The organism is Streptomyces sp. SCPE 10, from assembly GCF_051980735.1.
Taxonomy (GTDB): Bacteria; Actinomycetota; Actinomycetes; order Streptomycetales; family Streptomycetaceae; genus Streptomyces; species Streptomyces misionensis.
Window position 1 is genome coordinate 7,087,748 of sequence record NZ_CP197069.1, and the last position, 21,159, is coordinate 7,108,906.

Here is a 21,159-nt window from a genome sequence, read left to right on the forward strand (position 1 = left end):
CGACATCCGACCTCTTCCTGGTGGACCTCGGCCAGGACGAGATCGACGAGCTCGAAGCCGACCTGGAGGACCTGACGTGACACGAAACGGGCGACCGGCGCCGAAGCCGTCCGGACTCGAGGGCGTCCTGCCCCTGTCCCCCTTGCAGGAAGGCCTGTTCTTCCACTCCCTCCTCGACGACGGGGAAGGCCCCGACGTCTACGCGGTGCAGCTCGCCGTCGACCTCGAAGGACCGCTCGACGCCGAGCGCCTCAGGCAGGCCATGGCCGGTCTGCTGCGGCGGCACGCCAACCTCCGGGCCGGCTTCCGTTCCGTGCGCTCCGGCAAGCCCGTGCAGTTCGTCCCCCGGCACACCGCGCTGCCCTGGCGCGAGGCCGACCTGACGGCCCTCGCCCCCGCCGACCGCGAGACCGAACTGGCCCGGCTGGCCGACCGCGAGCGCGCCGAACGCTTCGACCCGGCCCAGCCGCCACTGATCCGGGGCCTGCTGATCCGCCGCGAGCCGGACCTGCACCGGCTGGTCGTCACCAACCACCACATCCTGCTCGACGGCTGGTCCATGCCGGTCCTGCTGCGGGAACTGTTCACCGTGTACGAGCACGGCGAGGGCGCGCTCGCACCGGTCACGCCGTACCGCGACTACCTCCGGTGGCTGGCCGCCCAGGACCGCGACGCCTCCCGGGACGCCTGGCGCCGCGCGCTGTCCGGCGTGGCGGAGGCCACTCGCCTCGCCCCGGCCGACGCGCGGCCCGCCGCGCTGCTGCCGGAGCGGGTCGAGCGGCTGCTCCCGGCCGAGCTGGGCGACGGCCTCGCCGAGCTGGCCGCGGCCGGATCGGTCACCCTCAACACGGTCACCCAGCTCGCCTGGGCGGTCGTCCTCGGCCGGCTGACCGGACGCGACGACGTGGTCTTCGGGACGACCGTCTCCGGCCGCCCGGCCGATGTGCCCGGAGTCGAGACCATGGTCGGCCTGTTCATCAACACGGTGCCCGTGCGCGTCGTCCTCGACGCCGAGGAGCCCTGGTCCAAGGCGCTCGCCCGGGTGCAGAACGAGCAGGCCGACCTGGGCCCGCACCAGCACCTCGGCCTCGCGGAGATCCAGTCGGCCGCGGGCCTCGGCGAACTCTTCGACACCACCGTGCTCGTGGAGAACTACCCGGTGGACCCGTCCGCCGCCGGTGCCCGCTCCGCCTCCGGACTGCGCCTGACCGGCGCCAAGGGACGGGACGCCACCCACTACCCGCTGACCCTGGTCGTCTCCCGCACGGCGGCCGGTGTGCACGCGCGCCTCGACTACCGCCCGGACCTGTTCGACCGCGCGGCGGCGGAACGCGTCCTGAGCCGCTGGGAGCGGGTGCTGCGCACCGCCGTCCTCGACCCGGACCGGCCGGTGGGCGCCATCGACGTATTGGAAGACGCCGAGCGCGAGCGGCTGCTCGGCGGATGGAACGCGACGGACGCCGAGGTGCCGGTGGCCCCGCTGCCGGCCTGGTTCACGCGGCGGGCGGCCGCGACCCCCGACGCCACGGCCGTGGTCTGCGGGGGCGAGTCGCTGTCCTACGCGCGGCTCTGGGCGCGCGCGGCCGGGGTGGCGAACGAGCTGACCGGGCGCGGCGTGGGCCGCGGCTCGGTGGTCGCGCTGGCGGTGCCGCGCTCGGCGGACGCCGTGGTGGCCATGCTCGGCGTGACGCTCGCCGGCGGCGCCTTCCTGCCGGTGGACCTCGACTTCCCGGCCGACCGGATCGGCCACATCCTGTCCGACGCGGCCCCGGCGGTCGTGCTGTCGACGGGTGCGGGCGCGGACGCGCTCCCTCCGGGCCTCGCCGCGCCGGTGGCCCTCCTCGACGAGCTGGGCCCGGCCGCCGAACTGTCCGCCGTGCGCGAGGTGACGCCCGACGACCTCGCCTACGTCCTGTACACCTCCGGCTCCACGGGCCGCCCCAAGGGCGTGATGGTGCCGCACGGCGCGCTGCGCAACTTCCTGTGGTCGATGGGCTCACAGGTCGCCCTGGCCCGGGACGACCGGTGGCTGGCCGTGACGACGTTCGGGTTCGACATCTCCCTGCTGGAGGTGTTCCTGCCGCTGGTCTCGGGGGCCACGGTGGTCGTCGCCGACCGCGACGCGGTGCGCGACCCGGCCCGGCTGGGCCGGCTGATCCGCGCCGAGGGCGTCTCGGTCCTCCAGGCCACGCCCGGACTATGGCGCGCGCTCGTGGAGGCCGACCCGGCCGCGGCCGAGGGCCTGCGGATCCTGGTCGGCGGCGAGGCGCTGGACGGCGCCCTCGCATCCGCGCTGGCCGGCGCGGGCGCGGCGGTGTGGAACATGTACGGCCCGACGGAGACCACCATCTGGTCCACCAGCGCCCTGCTGGCGGGCGACGGACGCGCGCCGATCGGCGCCCCGATCGCCAACACGCGGGTGTATGTGCTGGATGGCCGGTTGCGGTTGGTGCCGCCGGGTGTGGTGGGTGAGTTGTATATCGGTGGTGAGGGGCTGGCGCGGGGTTATCTGGGTCGGTCGGGTCTGACGGCGGAGCGGTTTGTGGCGGATCCGTTCGGTGTGGCGGGTGCGCGGGTGTATCGCACGGGTGATCTGGTGCGTTGGTCGGATGCGGGTGTGCTGGAGTTTGTGGGGCGTGTCGATGATCAGGTGAAGGTGCGGGGGTATCGGATCGAGCTGGGTGAGGTGGAGTCGGCGCTGGTGGGGGTGCCGGGTGTGGTGCGTGCGGTGGCGGCGGTGCGTGAGGAGGGTGCGGGGGATCGTCGGCTGGTCGGTTATGTGGTGCCGGACGCGGGTGTGGTGCTGGATGTGGGGGTGGTCCGGGCGCGGGTGGCGGAGGTGCTGCCGGAGTACATGGTGCCGTCGGTGGTCGTGGTGCTGGAGTCGGTGCCGCTGACGCCGAACGGGAAGACCGACCGGGCCGCCCTGCCCGCACCGGTCGCCGTGCAGGGCGAGCGGCGCGCGCCGAGGACGGCGCAGGAGGACCTCCTGTGCGGGCTGTTCGCCGAGGTGCTGGGCATCGCCCGGGCCGGCGTCGACGACAACTTCTTCGAGCTGGGCGGCCACTCCCTGCTGGCGACGCGGCTGGTCTCGCGGGTGCGCTCCGTGCTCGGCGTGGAGCTGCCGATCCGCGCGCTGTTCGAGACGCCGACCGTGGCCGGCCTGGCCCGCCGCCTGGACGGCGGCGCCGCGGCGCGCACCGCGCTGGTGCCGCGCCCGCGCCCGCGGACCGTGCCGCTGTCCTTCGCGCAGCGCCGCCAGTGGTTCGTCAACCAGCTCGACACGACGAGCCCGCTCTACAACATATCCCTGGCCCTGCGGCTGGCCGGCGAGCTGGACGTGGCCGCGCTGGAGGCGGCGCTCGGCGACGTGGTGTCCCGCCACGAAAGCCTGCGTACCGTCTTCCCCGCCACCGACGGCGAACCCCGCCAGGCCGTGCGCGCACCCCGGGCGGTCACCCTGACCCGGGCCACCGCGGCGGACGGGACCGACGTCGCCGACTGGATCGCCGGCACCGTGCGCCGGGGCTTCGACCTCACCGAGGAGATCCCGCTGCGCGCGGCCCTGCTCGCCGTCGGGGAGCGGGAACACGTGCTGGTCCTGGTGCTGCACCACATCGCGGGTGACGCCTGGTCCCTGCGCCCGCTGGCCGCGGACCTCGCGGCGGCCTACACCGCACGCCTCGCGGGTACGGCGCCGCAGTGGGCGCCGCTGCCGGTGCAGTACGCCGACTACACGCTGTGGCAGCGCGAGCTGCTGGGCGACGAAAGCGACCCGGACAGCGCGATATCTCACCAACTGGCCTACTGGACCGACGCGTTGGCCGGGCTGCCCGAGGAGCTGGCGCTGCCCGCGGACCGGCCGCGCCCGGACGCCGCCTCGCACCGGGGCGAGCGCATCCGCTTCGAGATCGACGCCGGGCTGCACCGGCGGCTGCTCGCCGTCGCCCGGGAGTCCGGCACCAGCCTGTTCATGGTCCTCCAGGCGGCGCTGGCCACCCTGCTGACCCGGCTGGGCGCGGGCACCGACATCCCGATCGGCACCCCCGTCGCGGGCCGCACCGACGCCGCCACGGAGGAACTGGTCGGCTTCTTCGTCAACGATCTGGTGCTGCGCACCGACACCTCGGGCAACCCCACCTTCCGTGAACTCCTGGGCCGGGTCAGGGAGATCGACCTGGCCGCCTACGCCCACCAGGACGTGCCGTTCGAGCGCATCGTGGAGGCCGTCAACCCGCCCCGCTCGCTCGGCCGCCACCCGCTCTTCCAGGTCATGCTGTCGCTCCAGAACACCCCGCGGCCCGTTCTGGACCTGCCCGGACTGACGGTCGGCGCCGAACCCGGCGGCGCCGGAGTGTCCCGCTTCGACCTCTCCCTCGGCCTCAACGAACGCCTCGCCGCGGACGGTTCACCGGACGGCCTGGACGCTCTGGCCGAGTTCGCCACGGACCTCTTCGAGAGGACGACCGTCCAGTCCATGGTGGACCGGTTCGTCACGGTGCTGCGGACCGTGACCGCGGACGCCGACCGCCGGGTGGCCGACCTGGAGATCCTCACCCCGGCCGAGCGCGAGCGGATGCTGTCCCGGTGGAACGACACGGCACGGGAGCGCCCGGCGCTGCTGGTGCCGGCCATGATCGAGGCGCAGGTGACGCGCACCCCGGACGCGCCCGCCGTGTCCGACGGCGATGCGACCCTGTCGTACCGGGAGCTGAACGAGCGCGCCAACCGGCTGGCCCGGCTGCTGGCCGCCCGGGGCATCGGCCCCGAGACGATCGTGGCCGTCGCCGTGCCGCGCTCCCCGGAGCTGGTCGTCGCGGTCCTCGCGGCGCTGAAGTCCGGCGCCGCCTACCTGCCCGTCGACACCGCCTACCCCGCCGACCGCATCGCCCACATGCTGGCCGACGCCGCGCCGGCCCTGGTGCTCGTCACCGCCCTGAGCGCCCTGCCGCAGGGCCTCGGACACCGGTTGCTCGCCCTGGACGACGCCGCCACGGTGGCGGAACTCGCCCGGCAGGAGCACACCGACCCGGCCGATTCCGACCGCACCGCCGCGCTGCTGCCCGAGCACCCCGCCTATGTGATCCACACCTCGGGATCCACCGGCACGCCGAAGGGCGTCGTCGTACGGCACGCGGGCCTGGCCGACTACGTCGCGGGCGCCGCCGAGGACTACCAGGGCGTGCGCGGCGAGGTCCCGCTGCACTCCTCGGTCTCCTTCGACACCACCGTGACCTCGCTGCACGTGCCGCTCACCGTGGGCGGCCACCTGTGGCTGACCGACTTCCCGCCCAGCGGCGTCGGCCGGCGCTTCGACCTGCTCAAAGTGACCCCCAGCCACCTCGGCATGCCGGCGGACGGCACCGCGGCCGGGGAACTGCTCGTCGCCGGCGAAGCCCTCGTCTCGTCCGCCGTCGAGCCCTGGCGCCACCCGGACACCACGCTGTTCAACGTCTACGGCCCCACCGAGACCACGGTGAGCGCCGTCCAGCACCGTGTCGGACCCGGCGAGGACCTGCCGCACGGAGCCGTCCCCATCGGCCGGCCGCTGCGCAACACGCGGGTGTATGTGCTGGATGGCCGGTTGCGGTTGGTGCCGCCGGGTGTGGTGGGTGAGTTGTATATCGGTGGTGAGGGGCTGGCGCGGGGTTATCTGGGTCGGTCGGGTCTGACGGCGGAGCGGTTTGTGGCGGATCCGTTCGGTGTGGCGGGTGCGCGGGTGTATCGCACGGGTGATCTGGTGCGTTGGTCGGATGCGGGTGTGCTGGAGTTTGTGGGGCGTGTCGATGATCAGGTGAAGGTGCGGGGGTATCGGATCGAGCTGGGTGAGGTGGAGTCGGCGCTGGTGGGGGTGCCGGGTGTGGTGCGTGCGGTGGCGGCGGTGCGTGAGGAGGGTGCGGGGGATCGTCGGCTGGTCGGTTATGTGGTGCCGGACGCGGGTGTGGTGCTGGATGTGGGGGTGGTCCGGGCGCGGGTGGCGGAGGTGCTGCCGGAGTACATGGTGCCGTCGGTGGTCGTGGTGCTGGAGTCGGTGCCGCTGACGCCGAACGGGAAGACCGACCGGGCCGCCCTGCCCGCACCGGTCTACACCGAGCCTCCGCGCGGCCGCGAGCCCCGCACCCCCCAGGAGGCCGTCCTCTGCGCCCTGTTCGCGCAGGTGCTGGGTGTCCCCCGGGTCGGGACCGACGACAACTTCTTCGAGCTGGGCGGCCACTCCCTGCTCGCCACCCGGCTGCTCAGCCGGGTCCGCTCGGCACTCTCCGCCGAACTCGGCATCCGCGCCCTGTTCGAGAACCCCACCGTCGCCGGACTCGCCGAGCGCCTCGGCCGGGCCGGGACCGCCCGCCGGGCACCCGCCCCCGCCGTCCGGCCCGAGGCGGTCCCGCTGTCCTTCGCGCAGCGCCGCCTGTGGTTCGTCAACCAGTTGGACGCGGCCAGCCCGCTCTACAACATCCCCATGGTGCTGCGGCTGGGCGGCGAGCTGGACGTGGCCGCGCTGGAGGCGGCGCTCGGCGACGTGGTGTCCCGCCACGAAAGCCTGCGTACCGTCTTCCCCGCCACCGACGGCGAACCCCGCCAGGCCGTGCGCGCACCCCGGGCGGTCACCCTGCCCCGGGCCACCATGACGGACGAAACCCAAACCCTCGCCTGGATCGAGGAGTTCACCGGCCGCGGCTTCGACCTGACCGAGGAGATCCCGCTGCGGGCCGCGCTCCTGGCGACGGAAGACGGCGAGCACGTGCTGGTCCTGGTGCTGCACCACATCGCGGGTGACGCCTGGTCCCTGCGCCCGCTGGCCGCGGACCTCGCGGCGGCCTACACCGCACGCCGTGAGGGCGGGGCGCCGCAGTGGGCGCCGCTGCCGGTGCAGTACGCCGACTACACGCTGTGGCAGCGCGAGCTGCTGGGCGACGAGAACGACCCGGAGAGCGAGATGTCCCGCCAACTCGCCTACTGGACGGATGCGTTGGCCGGACTGCCCGAGGAGCTGGCGCTGCCCGCGGACCGGCCGAGGCCGCTGACCGGCGCCCAGCGCGGGGCCAAGTACCGCTTCTCCTTCGACGCGGACCTGCACCGCCGACTGCTGGACCTGGCCACCGCCACCGGCAGCAGCCTGTTCATGGTGGTCCAGGCCGGTCTCGCCGCCGTCCTCACCCGGCTCGGTGCCGGCACCGACGTCCCGATCGGCGCCCCCATCGCGGGCCGCACCGACGACGCCCTGGACGACATGGTCGGCTTCTTCCTCAACACCCTGGTGCTGCGCACCGACACCTCGGGCGATCCCACCTTCCGGGAACTGCTGGCGCGGGCACGCGAGACCGACCTGGCGGCCTACGCCAACCAGGAACTGCCTTTCGAGCGGCTGGTCGAGGCGCTCAACCCGGAACGGTCGCTGACCCGCCATCCGCTCTTCCAGGTGGCCCTGACCGTGCAGAACACCGCCGCCGCGCCGTTCGAGCTGCCCGGCCTCGCGGTGCGGGCCGAGGAGAGCGAGGCCGGCTGGGCGAAGTTCGACCTCTCCCTGGCACTGGGGGAGCGGCAGGACGGCGAGGGCCTCGAAGGCATCGCCGAGTACGCCGCGGACCTCTTCGACCACCGGACGGTGGCGGCGATCGTCGCCCGCCTGGAGCGGCTGCTGCGGCAGGCGGTCGCCGAACCCGACCGGCGGATCGGCGCCTTCGAGATCCTGGCCGCCGCCGAGCGGGACACCGTCCTGCGCGACTGGAACGCCACGGCCGTCCCGGTCCCGGTGACCACCCTGGTCCAGCCCTTCGAGGAGCAGGCCGCACGCACCCCGGAGGCCACCGCGGTCGTCCTCGGCGACCAGGAGATGACGTACGCCCAGCTGAACGCCCGCGCCAACCGGCTCGCCCACCACCTCATCGACCGGGGAGTGGGCCCGGGCACCGCAGTCGCGGTCGCGCTGCCCCGCTCGCCGGACCTGGTGGTCGCCCTGCTCGCCGTACTCAAGGCCGGCGGGGCCTACCTGCCGCTCGACTCGGACTACCCGGCGAACCGGCTCGCCCACATGCTGCGGGACGCGGCACCCGGCTGCGTGCTCACCGACCACGGCCGGCCGGCGGGCACCGACGCGCCCACCGTCGAACTCGGCACCCTGGACCTGACCCCCTGGTCCCCGCAGGACCCGCCCCGTTCGGCGACCGTACGCGACGCCGCCTACATCATCTACACCTCCGGCTCGACCGGCCTGCCCAAGGGCGTCGTCGTCCCCCACGAGGCGATCGACAACCGGCTGCGCTGGATGCAGCACACCTATCCGATCGGCCCCGGCGACCGGGTGCTCCAGAAGACCCCGTTCAGCTTCGACGTGTCCGTCTGGGAGTTCTTCTGGACGCTGCGGGAGGGCGCCACGCTGGTGCTGGCCGAGCCCGGCGGACACCGGGACCCGGTCTACCTGGCCCGGCTGATCCGCGAGGCACGCGTCACCGTCTGCCACTTCGTGCCGTCGATGCTGGACATCTTCCTCGCCGAGTCGCCCGCGACGGACCGGGCGACCACCCTGAAGTACGTCTTCTGCAGCGGGGAGGCGCTGTCCCGGGAGACCGCCGGCCGGTTCCACCGCGCCCTGCCCGGCACCGCGCTGCACAACCTGTACGGGCCGACCGAGGCCGCCGTCGACGTCACCCACCACGCCTGTGTGCCGGACGCCACCGGTCCCGTCCCCATCGGCAGGCCCGTGTGGAACACCCGCGCCCACGTCCTGGACGCCGGGCTGCGACCCTGCCCGGCCGGTGTCGCCGGCGAGCTGTACCTCTCCGGCGTCCAGCTGGCCACCGGCTACCTGGGACGCGCGCCCCTCACCGCCGCCCGCTTCGTCGCCGACCCGTACGGCCCCGCGGGCAGCCGCATGTACCGCACCGGCGACCTGGCGCGCTGGACCGGCGCGGGCGAGCTGGAGTTCCTGGGCCGGGCCGACGACCAGGTGAAGCTGCGCGGCTTCCGCATCGAACTGGGCGAGGTCGAGGCAGCGCTGGCCCAGGCGCCCGGCGTCGCCCGCGCGGTGGCGACCGTACGCGAGGACACCCCCGGCCACCACCGGCTGGTCGGCTACGTCGTCCCGGTCCCCGGCGAGTCCGTGGACCCCCGGGCGGTGCGCCACCGGCTGGCCGAGGCACTGCCCGACTACATGGTGCCCTCCTCGGTGGTCGTCCTGGAGGCCCTGCCACTGACCCCCAGCGGCAAGACCGACCGCAAGGCACTGCCCGCCCCCGGCCTCGCCCCGCGCGTGCGCCGCGAGCCGCGCACGACACGGGAAGCCGTGCTGTGCCAGTTGTTCGCCGAGGTCCTCGGAGTGGACCAGGCGGGGCCCGACGACAGCTTCTTCGAACTCGGCGGGCACTCGCTGCTCGCCACCCGACTGGTCTCCCGGGTACGCGCCGCCCTGGGCGCGGAACTTCCGCTCCGGGCGCTGTTCGAGACCCCGACCGTCGCCCGGCTGGCCGCGCGCCTCGACGACGGGCACACGCCCGCCCCGGTGGCGCTGACCGCCAGGGAACGGCCGGCCGAGATCCCGCTGTCCTTCGCGCAACGCCGGCTGTGGGCCCTGGACCAGCTGGGAGTGGCGGCGGGGACGTACAACATCCCCCTGGTGGGCAGGCTCCGCGGCGCCCTCGACGTGCCGGCGCTCGAGGCCGCGCTCCAGGACCTCGTGGCCCGCCACGAGAGCCTGCGCACCGTCTTCCCCGCCACGGACGGCCGCCCCCGCCAGTCGGTCCTCGACCCGACCGACGCGCGGATCCGCCTGCACATCGTCCCGTGCGCCGAGGACGGGATCGGACGGGCCGTGGCCGAGGCCACCCGCACCGGCTTCGCGCTGGACACCGAACCGCCGCTGCACGCGCGGCTGCTGACGGTCGCCCCGGACGACCACGTCCTGGTCCTGGTGCTGCACCACATCGCGGGCGACGCCTGGTCGATGCGGCCCCTCGTGCGGGACCTGTCGACGGCCTACACCGCCCGCCGCGCGGGTACGGCCCCGCAGTGGAGCCCGCTGCCCGTCCAGTACGCCGACTACACCCTCTGGCAGCGCGAGGCGCTCGGCGACGAGTCCGACCCGGACAGCACCCTCTCCCGGCAGCTCGACCACTGGCGCACCACCCTGGCCGGCCTGCCCGACCGGCTCGACCTGCCCACGGACCGCCCGCGGGCGCCGGAGGCCGGACAGCGGGGCGGCCGGGTGCCGTTCACGCTGGACACCGAGACGCACCGCGGTCTGCTCGCCCTGGCCCGCGCCCGTGGCACCACCGTCTTCATGGTGCTGCACGCGGCCCTGGCCGCCTTGCTGACCCGGCTGGGGGCCGGCACCGACATCCCCGTCGGCACCCCGGTCGCCGGGCGCCGCGACGAGGCCCTGGACGACCTGGTGGGCTTCTTCGTCAACATGCTCGTGCTGCGCACCGACACCTCCGGCGACCCGACCGTCCGCGAGCTGCTGGAGCGCGTCCGGGAGACCGACCTCGACGCCTACGCCCACCAGGACGTCCCCTTCGAGCGGGTCGTGGACGCGGTCGGCCGGCACCGCTCGGCCGACCACCACCCGCTGTTCCAGGTGATGCTGTCCCTCGACAACGTCACCCGGGCCGACGTACGGCTGCCCGGCCTGTCCGGCGCCGAGGTGACCGAGCCCGCCGCGGAGGGCTCCGGCCACGCCAAGTACGACCTCTCGCTGCTGCTTGCCGAACGGTTCGCCGAGGACGGCAGCCCGGCCGGGATCACCGCGACGGCGGCCTACGCCACCGAGCTGTTCGACCGGGGGACCGTCGAGTCGATGACCGAGGGGTTCATCGCGGTGCTGCGGGCCATGATCGCCGACCCGGACCGGCGGATCGGGGAGCTGGACGTCCCGGACACCGGCGACCGCGCGCGGTCGCGGCCCGTGACCGGCGAGCTGCCCGTGCCCGGCGAGCGGAGCGAGTCCGCGCCACGGCCGGCCGAGGAACGGGACCGGGCGGCCGAGGCGACGCTGTGCCGGATCGTCGCCGAGGTGCTCGGGCTCGGCGCGGCCGGGGTCGCCGCCGACGCCAACTTCTTCGACCTGGGCGGCGACAGCATCAACGCCATCCAGGTGTCCAGCCGCGCCCGCCAGGCCGGTCTGCCGCTCACCCCCCGCGACATCTTCCGCCACCAGACGGTCGCGGAGCTGGCCTCGGCGATCCGGCCGCAGGAGCCCGCGCCCGCGGCCGTGGCGGAGGACGGCGTGGGAGCCGTCCCCGGCACCCCGGTGCTGCGCCGGCTGCACCAACTGGGCGGCCCCTACGAGGGGTTCAACCAGTCGGTCCTGCTGCGCGTGCCCGGCGGCCTCGGCCTGGAGACACTGACCCGCGCCGTCCAGTCCGTACTGGACCACCACGACGTGCTGCGCTCCCGGCTGACCGGCGTCGACCTCGGACTGCCCTGGAACCTGGAGACCGGCCCGCGCGGCAGCGTGGCCGCGGCCGACCGGGTCACCCGCGTCCGGCTCCCGCAGGGACCGCGGGACGCGGTCCGGGAGTTCGTCGCCGAGCACGGCGAGGCGGCCAGGCGCCGCCTCGACCCGCGAAACGGCGTGATGCTCCAGGTCGTCTGGTTCGACGCCGGACCGGACGAGCGGGGACTCCTGCTGCTCGTCTGCCACCACCTCGTGGTGGACGGCGTGTCCTGGCGGATCCTGCTGCCCGACCTGGTCGGCGCCTGGCAGGCGCTGCGCGCGGGCCGCGAGCCGGCCCTCGCACCGGTCGGCACCTCCTTCCGCCGCTGGGCCCAGACCCTCGTCATGGAGGCGCAGAACCCCGCCCGTATCGCCGAACTCCCGCTCTGGCGCGCCCAGACCCGGCAGGCCGACCCGCCGCTCGGCGCCCGCCCGCTCGATGCGGAGGTCGACACCTGGGCGACCGCGGAGCACCTGACCGCGACGCTCCCGGCGGACCTGACCACCGCCCTGCTCACCGCCGTCCCCGCCCGCCACCGCGCGGGGATCAACGACGTGCTGCTCACCGGCCTGGCCCTGGCCGCCGCCCGGTGGCGCGAGCGCAGGGCCCACGACGGCCCGGGGGCCCTCCTGGTCGAACTGGAGGGCCACGGCCGGGAGGAGTTCGACCCGACCGTCGACCTGTCCCGGACCGTCGGCTGGTTCACCACCCGCTTCCCGGTACGGCTCGACCCCGGACCGGTCGACCTGGACGACGCGTTCGGCGGGGGCGCCGCGACCGCCGTCGTCCTCGGCCGGATCAAGGAGCAGCTGCGCGCCCTGCCCGACAACGGCCTCGGCTACGGCCTGCTGCGCCACCTCAACGCCGACACCGCCGTGGCGCTGGCCGGCGGGGCCACCCCGCAGATCTGCTTCAACTACCTGGGCCGGGTGGGCGCGGGCGCCGGTGAACTCGGCGCCGGCGACACCGACCCGGGCTGGTCGAGCGCCGCGGGGCTGCGCGTCCCGCTGCTGCCCACCGACCCCGGCATGCCCTTCGGGCACAGCCTGGAGATGAACGCCGTCACCCGGGAACAGGCCGACGGACCGCGGCTGCACGTGACGTACTCCTGGCCCGGCGGCGTCCTCGACCGCGACGCCGTGCGGGAACTCGCGGACCTGTGGTTCGAGGCGCTGCGCGCCCTGGCCGACCCCGGCGACGGCGGCGGCCCGGGCACCGCGCTCACACCGGGCGACCTGCCGTCCTCGGGGCTGACCCAGCCCGAGATCGACGAACTGGCGGCGACCGAGCAGGGCCTGGAGGACGCCTACGCGCTGACCCCGCTCCAGGAAGGGCTGTTCTTCCACGCGCTCCAGGCCGACGCCGGGACCGACGTGTACACCGTCCAGACCGTCCTCGACCTGGAGGGCCCCCTGGACGCCGAGGCCCTGCGCGGCGCCGGCCAGGCCCTGCTGGAGCGCCACCCCAACCTGCGGGCGGGCTTCCATCACCGGGGCGCCGGGCAGCCGGTCCAGATCGTCCCGCGCGCCGTGCGGCTCCCCTGGGAGGAGATCGACCTGTCCGGACTGCCCGACGGCGCCCGGCAGGAGCGTCTGACCGCGCTCACCGAGGAGGCCCGGCTGCGGCGCTTCGACCTGGACCGGCCCCCGCTGGTCCGGTTCCTGCTGCTGCGCCAGGGCGGACAGCGCCACCGGCTCGTCGTCACCCAGCACCACCTCCTGCTCGACGGCTGGTCCATGCCGCTCTTCCTGCGCGAACTGGTGACCCTGTACGAGAACGGCGGCGACGCCTCGGCGCTGCCCGCCCCTGCCCCGTTCCGCTCCTACGTCTCCTGGCTGGCCGAGCAGGACCGCGAGGCGAGCGAGACGGTCTGGCGGGCGGCGCTCGCCGGGGTGACGGAGCCCACCCTGCTGGCCCCGGGCCGGGCGCCGGCCGCACCGGCCCTGCCGGAACAGACCGTGCGAGAGCTGTCGCCCGACCTCACCACGGCCCTGCGGCGGCACGCGGGACGCGCCGGAGTCACCCTGAACACCGTGCTCCAGACCGCCTGGGCACTGGTGCTGGGCCGTCACCTCGGCCGCGACGACGTCCTGTTCGGGACCACCGTCTCCGGGCGGCCCCCGGAGCTGCCGGGCGCGGAGCACATGATCGGCCTGTTCATCAACACCCTGCCGGTGCGGGTGCGGCTCGATCCCGCGCAGGGCTGGCGCGCCGCCCTTGCCCGCGTCCAGGACGAACAAGCCGCCCTCCAGGGCCACCAGCACCTGGGCCTGGCGGACCTCCAGCGGATCGCCGGCCACCGGACGCTGTTCGACACCGCCTTCGTGTACGAGAACTACCCGCTGCCCGAGCACACCGGGGACTCCGGCTCCCGGCTGCGGGCCACGGCGGTGCACGGCCGGGACGCGGCGCACTACCCGCTGGTCCTCGTCGCCTCGCTGCGCGACCGGGGACTGCGCCTGCGCCTCGACCACCAGCCCGACCGGCTCGGCGGCCCGCTCGGTCCCGAACTGCTGGAACGCCTGATCAGCATCCTGGAGTCGGTCGTCGCCGACCCGGACCGGCCGCTGGCCCGCGTCGCCCCGGCACGGCGACCGGCCGAAGCCGGGCCGCGGACGGCGCTGCCCGCCGTCTTCCCGGACGGCGCGCCGGTCCGGGGCACGGTGCACGGCCGCGTCGCGGACCTGGCCGCCCGCACCCCGGACGCGGTGGCGCTGCGCCTCGCGGACGAGCGGCTGACCTGGCGGGAACTGGACGAACGGGCGAACCGGCTGGCCCGGCTGCTGCTCGAACTCGGGGTGCGCCCCGAGGATCGGGTGGGCCTGTACTTCGACCGGTCCTTCGAACTTGCCGTGGCCTTCCTGGCCGTACTGAAGGCCGGCGCGGTGTACGTGCCACTGGACCCCGCCCACCCCGAGCAGCGGCAGCGGACCGTCCTCGGGCTCGCGGGCGCCACCGTGCTGCTCACCGACGCGGCGCGGGCCGCCGGCTGGCCGGCCCGGCCGGGACAGGCGTGGCGGACCGTGACCGTGGACACCGACTCGCGCCTGGCCCGGCAGCAGCCCACGGCGCCCGCCGTGGCCGTACAGCCGGACCGGCTGGCGTACGTCATGTTCACCTCGGGCTCCACCGGACTGCCCAAGGGCGTCGCGGTGACCCACCGCGACGTGGTCGAGCTGGCGGCCGAGCCCTGCTGGGCCGACGGCAGCCAGGAGCGGGTGCTGTTCCACTCGCCGCACGCCTGGGACGCCTCGACGCTGGAGCTGTGGGTGCCGCTGCTCAACCACGGCACGGTGGTCGTCGCACCGCCCGGCGAGGTGGACCTCAAGGCCATGGCCCGGCTGCTGGTGGCCGAGCGCATCACCGGGCTGTGGCTGTCGGCGGGCCTGTTCCGCTGGCTGGCCGAGGAGGAGCCCGGCTGCTTCGCGGGGCTGCGCGAGGTGCGCACCGGCGGTGACGTGGTCCCGGCCGAGGCCGTGCGCAAGGTGTTGGCGGCCTGCCCCGGCACCCGGGTCACCAACGGGTACGGCCCCACCGAGGCCACCGTGTTCGCCGTGCACAACATGCTGCGGGCGGGCGACACCGTGCCGGACAACGTGCCGATCGGCGTCCCCCTCGCGGGCAGCACCGCCTACGTCCTGTCGCCCTGGCTGGAGCCCGTGGCCCCCGGCGTCGTCGGCGAGCTGTACCTGGCGGGCTCGGGGCTGGCCCGCGGCTACGAGAACGCGCCCGGCACCACCGCCGCCGCCTTCGTCGCCGACCCCTTCGGACCGGCCGGCTCGCGGATGTACCGCACCGGCGACCTCGCCCGCCGACTCCCCGACGGCTCCCTGGAGTTCGCCGGACGGGTGGACGACCAGGTGAAGCTGCGCGGCTTCCGGATCGAGCTCAGCGAGGTCGACGCCGCGCTGCTGCGGCTGCCCGGCGTGGCCCACGCCCTCTCCCTGATCCGGGAGGACCGGCCCGGCGACAAGCGGCTCGTGGGCTACGCGGTACCGGCCCCCGGGCACCCGCTGCCCGACGTCCAGGAGATGCGCGGTCTGCTCGCCGCCACGCTCCCGGACTACCTCGTGCCCTCCGCGCTGGTGCTCCTGGACGCCCTGCCGCTCACCGCGAACGGCAAGGTGGACCGCTCGGCCCTGCCCGCCCCGGCCGCCGCGGCCGCCTCCTCCCGGGGCCCGCGCACCCCGCAGGAGGAACTGGTCTGCGCGCTGTTCGCGGAGACCCTCGGCGTCCCCGAGGTCGGCATCGACGACGACTTCTTCACGCTGGGCGGCAATTCACTGCTCGCCGCCGGGCTGGTCAGCCGGCTGCGCAAGGTCCTCGGCATCGAACTCGGCATCCAGGCCCTGTTCCTGGCCCCGACGGTCGCCGGACTCGTCGCCGCGGCCGGGGAGGACGGCGGCCCGGACGCCGACAACGGACTGGACGTGCTGGTGCCGCTGCGCCGCAACGGCACACTGCCCCCGGTGTTCTGCGTCCACGCCGCGGGCGGTCTGAGCTGGCGGTACGCGGGCCTGCTGCGGCATCTGCCGCCCGGCCACCCGGTCTACGGACTACAGGCCCGCGCCTTCTCCGAACCGGGCCACCGCCCGGCGAGCGTCGAGGAGATGGCCGCCGACTACGTCGAGCGGATCCGCGGCGTGCAGCCGTCCGGCCCCTACCACCTGGTCGGCTGGTCCTTCGGCGGACTGATCGCGCACGCGGCCGCCGTGCTGCTGGAGGCGGCCGGTGAGGAGGTCGCCCTGGTGGCGGTCCTCGACTCCTACCCCGCCGCAGCGGACGAGGAGATCGTGGTGCCCCCGGCCGCGCAGGTGCTGGCCGGCCTGCTGGACGCGGCCGGCGTCGCCCCCGGCCCGGACGGCACCGAACTGACCCCGCAGGAGGGCGCGGCACTGTTGCGCGGCCGTGGCGGACCGCTCGCCGCGCTGCTGGCCGACCGGGTGGACACGATCGTGGACTCCTACCGGTCGGGGATCGAACTGCGCTCCCGGTACCGGCCCCGCCGCCTGAGGAGCGACCTGCTGCTGTTCGTGGCGGGCGACGCCGCCGACGGCAAGGCGCGGCGCTGGGACCCGTACGTGGACGGCGAGATCGAGGCGCGCGCGGTCGACTGCCGCCACGAGGACATGCTGCGGCCCGCCCCGCTCCAGCAGATCGGCACCGCGATCGCGGCGCGTCTGACGGCTGATGACACACGGAAGGACGACTGATGGCCCGGGAGTTGTACGAACTGGGGGAGATGCCCCCGCTGGGCGAGGTGCCGCGGCGCATGTACGCCGGGGTGATCCGGCGCGAGCGCTACGGCCCGCCCGAGCGGTCGATGCGGGTCGAGACCGTCGAGGTGCCCGAGGTCGGGCGCGGCCAGGTGCTCGTCATGGTGATGGCGGCAGGCATCAACTACAACGGCGTCTGGGCCGGGCTCGGCACCCCCGCCGACGTCATCGCGGACCGGCAGCGGGCCGGTGATCCGCACGACTTCCACATCGCCGGCTCCGAGGGCGCGGGCGTCGTCTGGGCCGTCGGTGAGGGCGTCAAACAGCTGCGGGTGGGCGACCACGTCATCGTCGGCGGGGTCGCCTGGGACGAGTCGGCCCCGGACATCCGGCTCGGCGTCGACCCCACCGCCTCCCGCTCCCAGCGGGCCTGGGGCTACGAGCTGAACTTCGGCTCGTTCGCGCAGTTCACCGTGGCCGACGAGTACCAGTGCCACCGCAAGCCCCCGCACCTGACCTGGGAGGAGGCCGGCTGCTTCCTCGGCGGCGGCTCCACCTCCTACCGCATGCTGACGGGCTGGTACCCGAACACCGTGCGGCCGGGCGACCCGGTGCTCGTCTGGGGCGGCGCCGGCGGTCTGGGCTCCATGGCGATCCAGCTCACCAGATATTTCGGCGGAATTCCCGTCGCCGTGGTTTCGGACGACGACAAATTCGACTACTGTAAGCGTCTGGGAGCCCAGGGAGTCATCAACCGGAACGATTTCGACCACTGGGGCCGGCTGCCCGACCCGGACGATTCCGTCGCCTACCGGGAATGGCTGTCCGGAGTCCGCGAATTCGGCCGTGCCTGCTGGGACGCGCTGGGGGAGCGCCGTTCCCCGAGCATCGTCCTGGAACACCCGGGCCGCGCCACCCTGCCGACCTCGGTCTATGTCTGCGACCGGGCCGGGATGGTCGTCACCTGCGCCGGCACCAGCGGCTACGACGGCACCATCGACCTGCGCTTCCTCTGGATGTTCCAGAAGCGCCTGCAAGGCTCGCACGCCGCGAACGTCCGGCAGACGGCGGCGATCATCGACCTCGTCGCGGCGGGCCACGTCGACCCCTGCCTGAGTCTGACCCTGCCGTTCACGGATATCGGCCGGGCCCATCAGATCGTCTACGAGGGAAAGCAGCCACCGGGCAATGTGGCGGTCCTCGTGAATTCTCCGGAACCGGGGCTCAGGGATATTCCCTGACGTCGCCGGAACCTCTTCCAAAAAGAAAGGGAAAAGAAATGACGAACCCGTTCGAGAACGCCGATGGCCGCTACGTCGTCCTGGTCAACGACGAGGGCCAGCACTCCCTGTGGCCCGACTTCGCCGAGGTCCCGGCCGGCTGGGAGGTCGTGTACACGGTGAACGACCGCCAGTCCTGCCTCGACTACATCGAGGCCAACTGGACCGACATGCGGCCCAAGAGCCTCGTCCGCCAGATGGCCGCCTGACCGCGGCCCGCACGGGGGGACGGCGATGAGCACGCCCGTCCCCCCGTCGGCGGACACGCCGGCCCCTCGCGGCCCGACCCCTCTCCCACCTCCCCGAACGGAGCGCGCCATGAGCACCACCAGCCTGCCGACCCCCGGAGCAGCCGGCACCGCCGCGCCCCGACAGCCCGTCAAGAGCGTCGCGCTGGCCGAACCGCGTGGCTTCTGCGCGGGCGTGCGCCGCGCCATCGGCATCGTGGAACGCGCCCTCGACCTGCACGGCGCGCCCGTGTACGTCCGCAAGGAGATCGTGCACAACCACCACGTGGTCGCCGAACTGGAAAAGCGCGGCGCCCGGTTCGTGGACAGCGAGGAGGAGGTGCCCGAGGGCGCGGTGTGCGTCTTCTCCGCCCACGGGGTGTCCCCGGCGGTACGGACCGGGGCCGCGCGGCGCCGGCTCGACGTGATCGACGCGACCTGCCCGCTGGTCGCCAAGGTGCACCAGGAGGCCCTGCGCTACGCCCGCGACGGACGGGCCATCCTGCTGGTCGGCCACGCCGACCACGAGGAGGTCGAGGGCGTCCGCGGCGAGGCCCCCGAACGCACCCTCGTCGTGGAGAGCGAAGCCGACGTCGAAGCGCTCGCCCTCCCCGACGACGCGCCGGTGGCCTACCTCACCCAGACCACCCTCTCCTTCGACGACACCGCGCGGGTCGTGGCGGCCCTGCACCGCAGGTTCACCGACATCGTCGGACCGGCCGGCAGCGACATCTGCTACGCCAGCCAGAACCGGCAGAACGCGGTCAAGGCACTGGCCCACCGCAACGACCTCGTCCTCGTCGTCGGCTCGCGCAACTCCAGCAACTCCGCCCGCATGGTGGAGGTCGCCCGGGAACAGGGCAGCGCCGCCCACCTGGTGCCCGACGCCGGTCACCTGGACGTCTCCTGGCTCGCCTCCGCCACCCGCATCGGCGTCAGCTCCGGCGCCAGCGCCCCCGAGTCCCTCGTCCGCGGGCTCCTCGACCGGCTGGCCGGCCTCGGCTACACCCACGTCGAGGTCGACCGGGGAGCCCCCGAGGACGTCGTCTTCGCCCTGCCCGGCCGGCTCGCCGACCCGGGCACCGGTCGCACCCCGAGCACCCCACTGGCCGATGAAGCGCTGTGACCAGAACAGGAACCGTCATGACGTCGATCGATCCGGTCCCCGCAGCGGACGACCTGCGCGCCCTCACCCCTGAGCAGACGGACCAACTCGCCGCCCGTATCAGGCGGTTGCTCATCGAGGAGGTGACCCGCACCGGGGGGCACCTCGGACCGGGCCTCGGCGTGGTCGAGCTGACCATCGCCCTGCACCGGGTCTTCGACTCCCCGCGCGACCGGCTCCTGTGGGACACCGGGCACCAGACCTACGTCCACAAGATCCTCACCGGCCGCGCCGGGGCCTTCGGGACGCTCCGGCAGCCCGGCGGACTGTCCGGCTACCCCTCCCGGACCGAGTCCGAGCACGACGTCATCGAGAACTCGCACGCCTCGACCGTCCTGTCCTACGCCGACGGACTGGCCAAGGCGCACGAACTCCAGGGTGTCACCGACCGCGCGGTGGTGGCCGTCATCGGGGACGGCGCCCTGACCGGCGGCATGGCCTGGGAGGGCCTGAACAACCTCGGGGCGGCCCCGCACCGCCCGGTGATCGTGGTGCTCAACGACAACACCCGCTCCTATGCCCCCACCGTCGGCGGCCTCGCCGAGCACCTGGCCGGGCTGCGCACCGGCAAGCACACCGCGCCCAGCGTGTTCGAGAACATGGGGCTGGCCTACCTGGGCCCGGTCGACGGGCACGACATCGCCGCCCTGGAGCGCTCCCTGCGCCGGGCGGCGGACCTCGGCCGCCCGGTCGTCGTGCACTGCCTGACCGAGAAGGGCCGCGGCCACGCCCCCGCCGAACAGGACGAGACCGACCGCTTCCACGCCGTACGTCCCCGGCCCGCCACCCCGGCTGCCCCTGCCGAGGGCCCCGCCTGGACCGATGTGTTCGCCGCCGAACTCGAGCAACTCGGCGCCCGGCGTCCCGACCTCGTCGCCGTCACGGCCGCGATGCTCGCGCCCACCGGCCTGTCCCGCTTCGCCGACCGCTTCCCCGAGCGCACCTTCGACGTCGGCATCGCCGAACAGCACGCCGTCACCTCGGCGGCCGGCCTCGCCCTGGGCGGCCTGCACCCCGTGGTGGCCCTCTACGCCACCTTCCTCAACCGCGCCTTCGACCAGCTGCTGCTCGACGTCGCCCTGCACCGCGCCCCGGTCACCTTCGTCCTGGACCGGGCCGGGGTGACCGGCGACGACGGCGCCTCCCACAACGGCATGTGGGACCTCTCCCTGGTCCAGCTGGTGCCCGGGCTGCGGGTGGCGGCGCCGCGCGACGCCGCCACCCTGCGCCGCGCCCTGCGCGAGGCCGTCGCCGTCACCGACGGACCCACCGCGCTGCGCTTCCCCAAGGGCACCGCCCCGGCCGCCGTCGCGGCGGTCGACACCATTGCCGGAACGGACGTGCTGCGCCGCCCCGCGACCGCGGCCCGCGATGTCCTGCTGGTGTCCGTCGGCACCATGGCCGGGGTCTGCCTGGAGGCGGCCGACCGGCTCGAAGAGCACGGATTCGGCGTCACCGTGGTCGACCCGCACTGGATCGCCCCCGTGCCCACCGCCCTCGTCACCCTGGGACTCGACCACGGACTGGTCGTCACCGTCGAGGACGGCGGACGCGCCGGCGGCACCGGTTCCGCCCTGGCCCAGGCCCTCGCCGACGCCGGCGCCCGCACTCCGGCCCGCACCCTCGCGCTGCCCCAGTGCTTCCTGGACCACGGCCGGCGCGGCGACATCCTCGCCGCGTGCGGACTGACCGGACGCGGCATCGCCCGCGCCGTGGTCGAGGCGCTCGCCCACCGCGACGACGACATCCGCATCGACGGCCCGGCCCCCCAGCCCGTCGGCGCCGACCAGTAGACCGGCACCGGCAGATCCCGCACCCCGATTCCCGCACCGGATCAGGAGA

Annotated in this window: 6 protein-coding genes (1 of these 6 running past the window's edge); all 6 read left to right on the top strand. The window is 74.5% G+C overall.

The window, feature by feature from the left end; all coding sequences use genetic code 11:
• Positions 1–80 carry the 3' portion of an amino acid adenylation domain-containing protein gene (locus tag ACSP97_RS32380; RefSeq protein WP_440555549.1) on the top strand. The gene continues 14,134 nt to the left of window position 1, outside the view, so only the last 80 of its 14,214 coding nucleotides appear in the window; its start codon lies off the left edge, out of view; it ends in the stop codon at positions 78–80.
• Positions 77–16,642, top strand: coding sequence for an amino acid adenylation domain-containing protein (locus ACSP97_RS32385; RefSeq protein ID WP_440555550.1), 16,566 nt, complete (start codon positions 77–79; stop codon positions 16,640–16,642). Before ACSP97_RS32380 ends, ACSP97_RS32385 begins: the two co-directional genes overlap by 4 nt.
• Positions 16,642–17,886, top strand: a complete 1,245-nt coding sequence (gene ccrA, locus ACSP97_RS32390) for a crotonyl-CoA carboxylase/reductase (RefSeq protein ID WP_440555552.1) — start codon at positions 16,642–16,644, stop codon at positions 17,884–17,886. Before ACSP97_RS32385 ends, ccrA begins: the two co-directional genes overlap by 1 nt.
• Positions 17,887–17,924: 38 nt before the next feature.
• Positions 17,925–18,134 carry an MbtH family protein gene (locus tag ACSP97_RS32395; protein WP_355150576.1) on the top strand — a complete coding sequence of 70 codons (210 nt, stop codon included), beginning with the start codon at positions 17,925–17,927 and terminating at the stop codon, positions 18,132–18,134.
• 109 nt (positions 18,135–18,243) lie between these two features.
• On the top strand, positions 18,244–19,278 hold the full coding sequence (ispH, locus tag ACSP97_RS32400) for a 4-hydroxy-3-methylbut-2-enyl diphosphate reductase (RefSeq protein ID WP_440555555.1): 1,035 nt from the start codon (positions 18,244–18,246) through the stop codon (positions 19,276–19,278).
• Positions 19,279–19,295: 17 nt separating this feature from the next.
• Positions 19,296–21,110, top strand: a complete 1,815-nt coding sequence (locus tag ACSP97_RS32405) for a 1-deoxy-D-xylulose-5-phosphate synthase (RefSeq protein ID WP_440555557.1) — start codon at positions 19,296–19,298, stop codon at positions 21,108–21,110.
• Positions 21,111–21,159 lie beyond the last annotated feature (49 nt).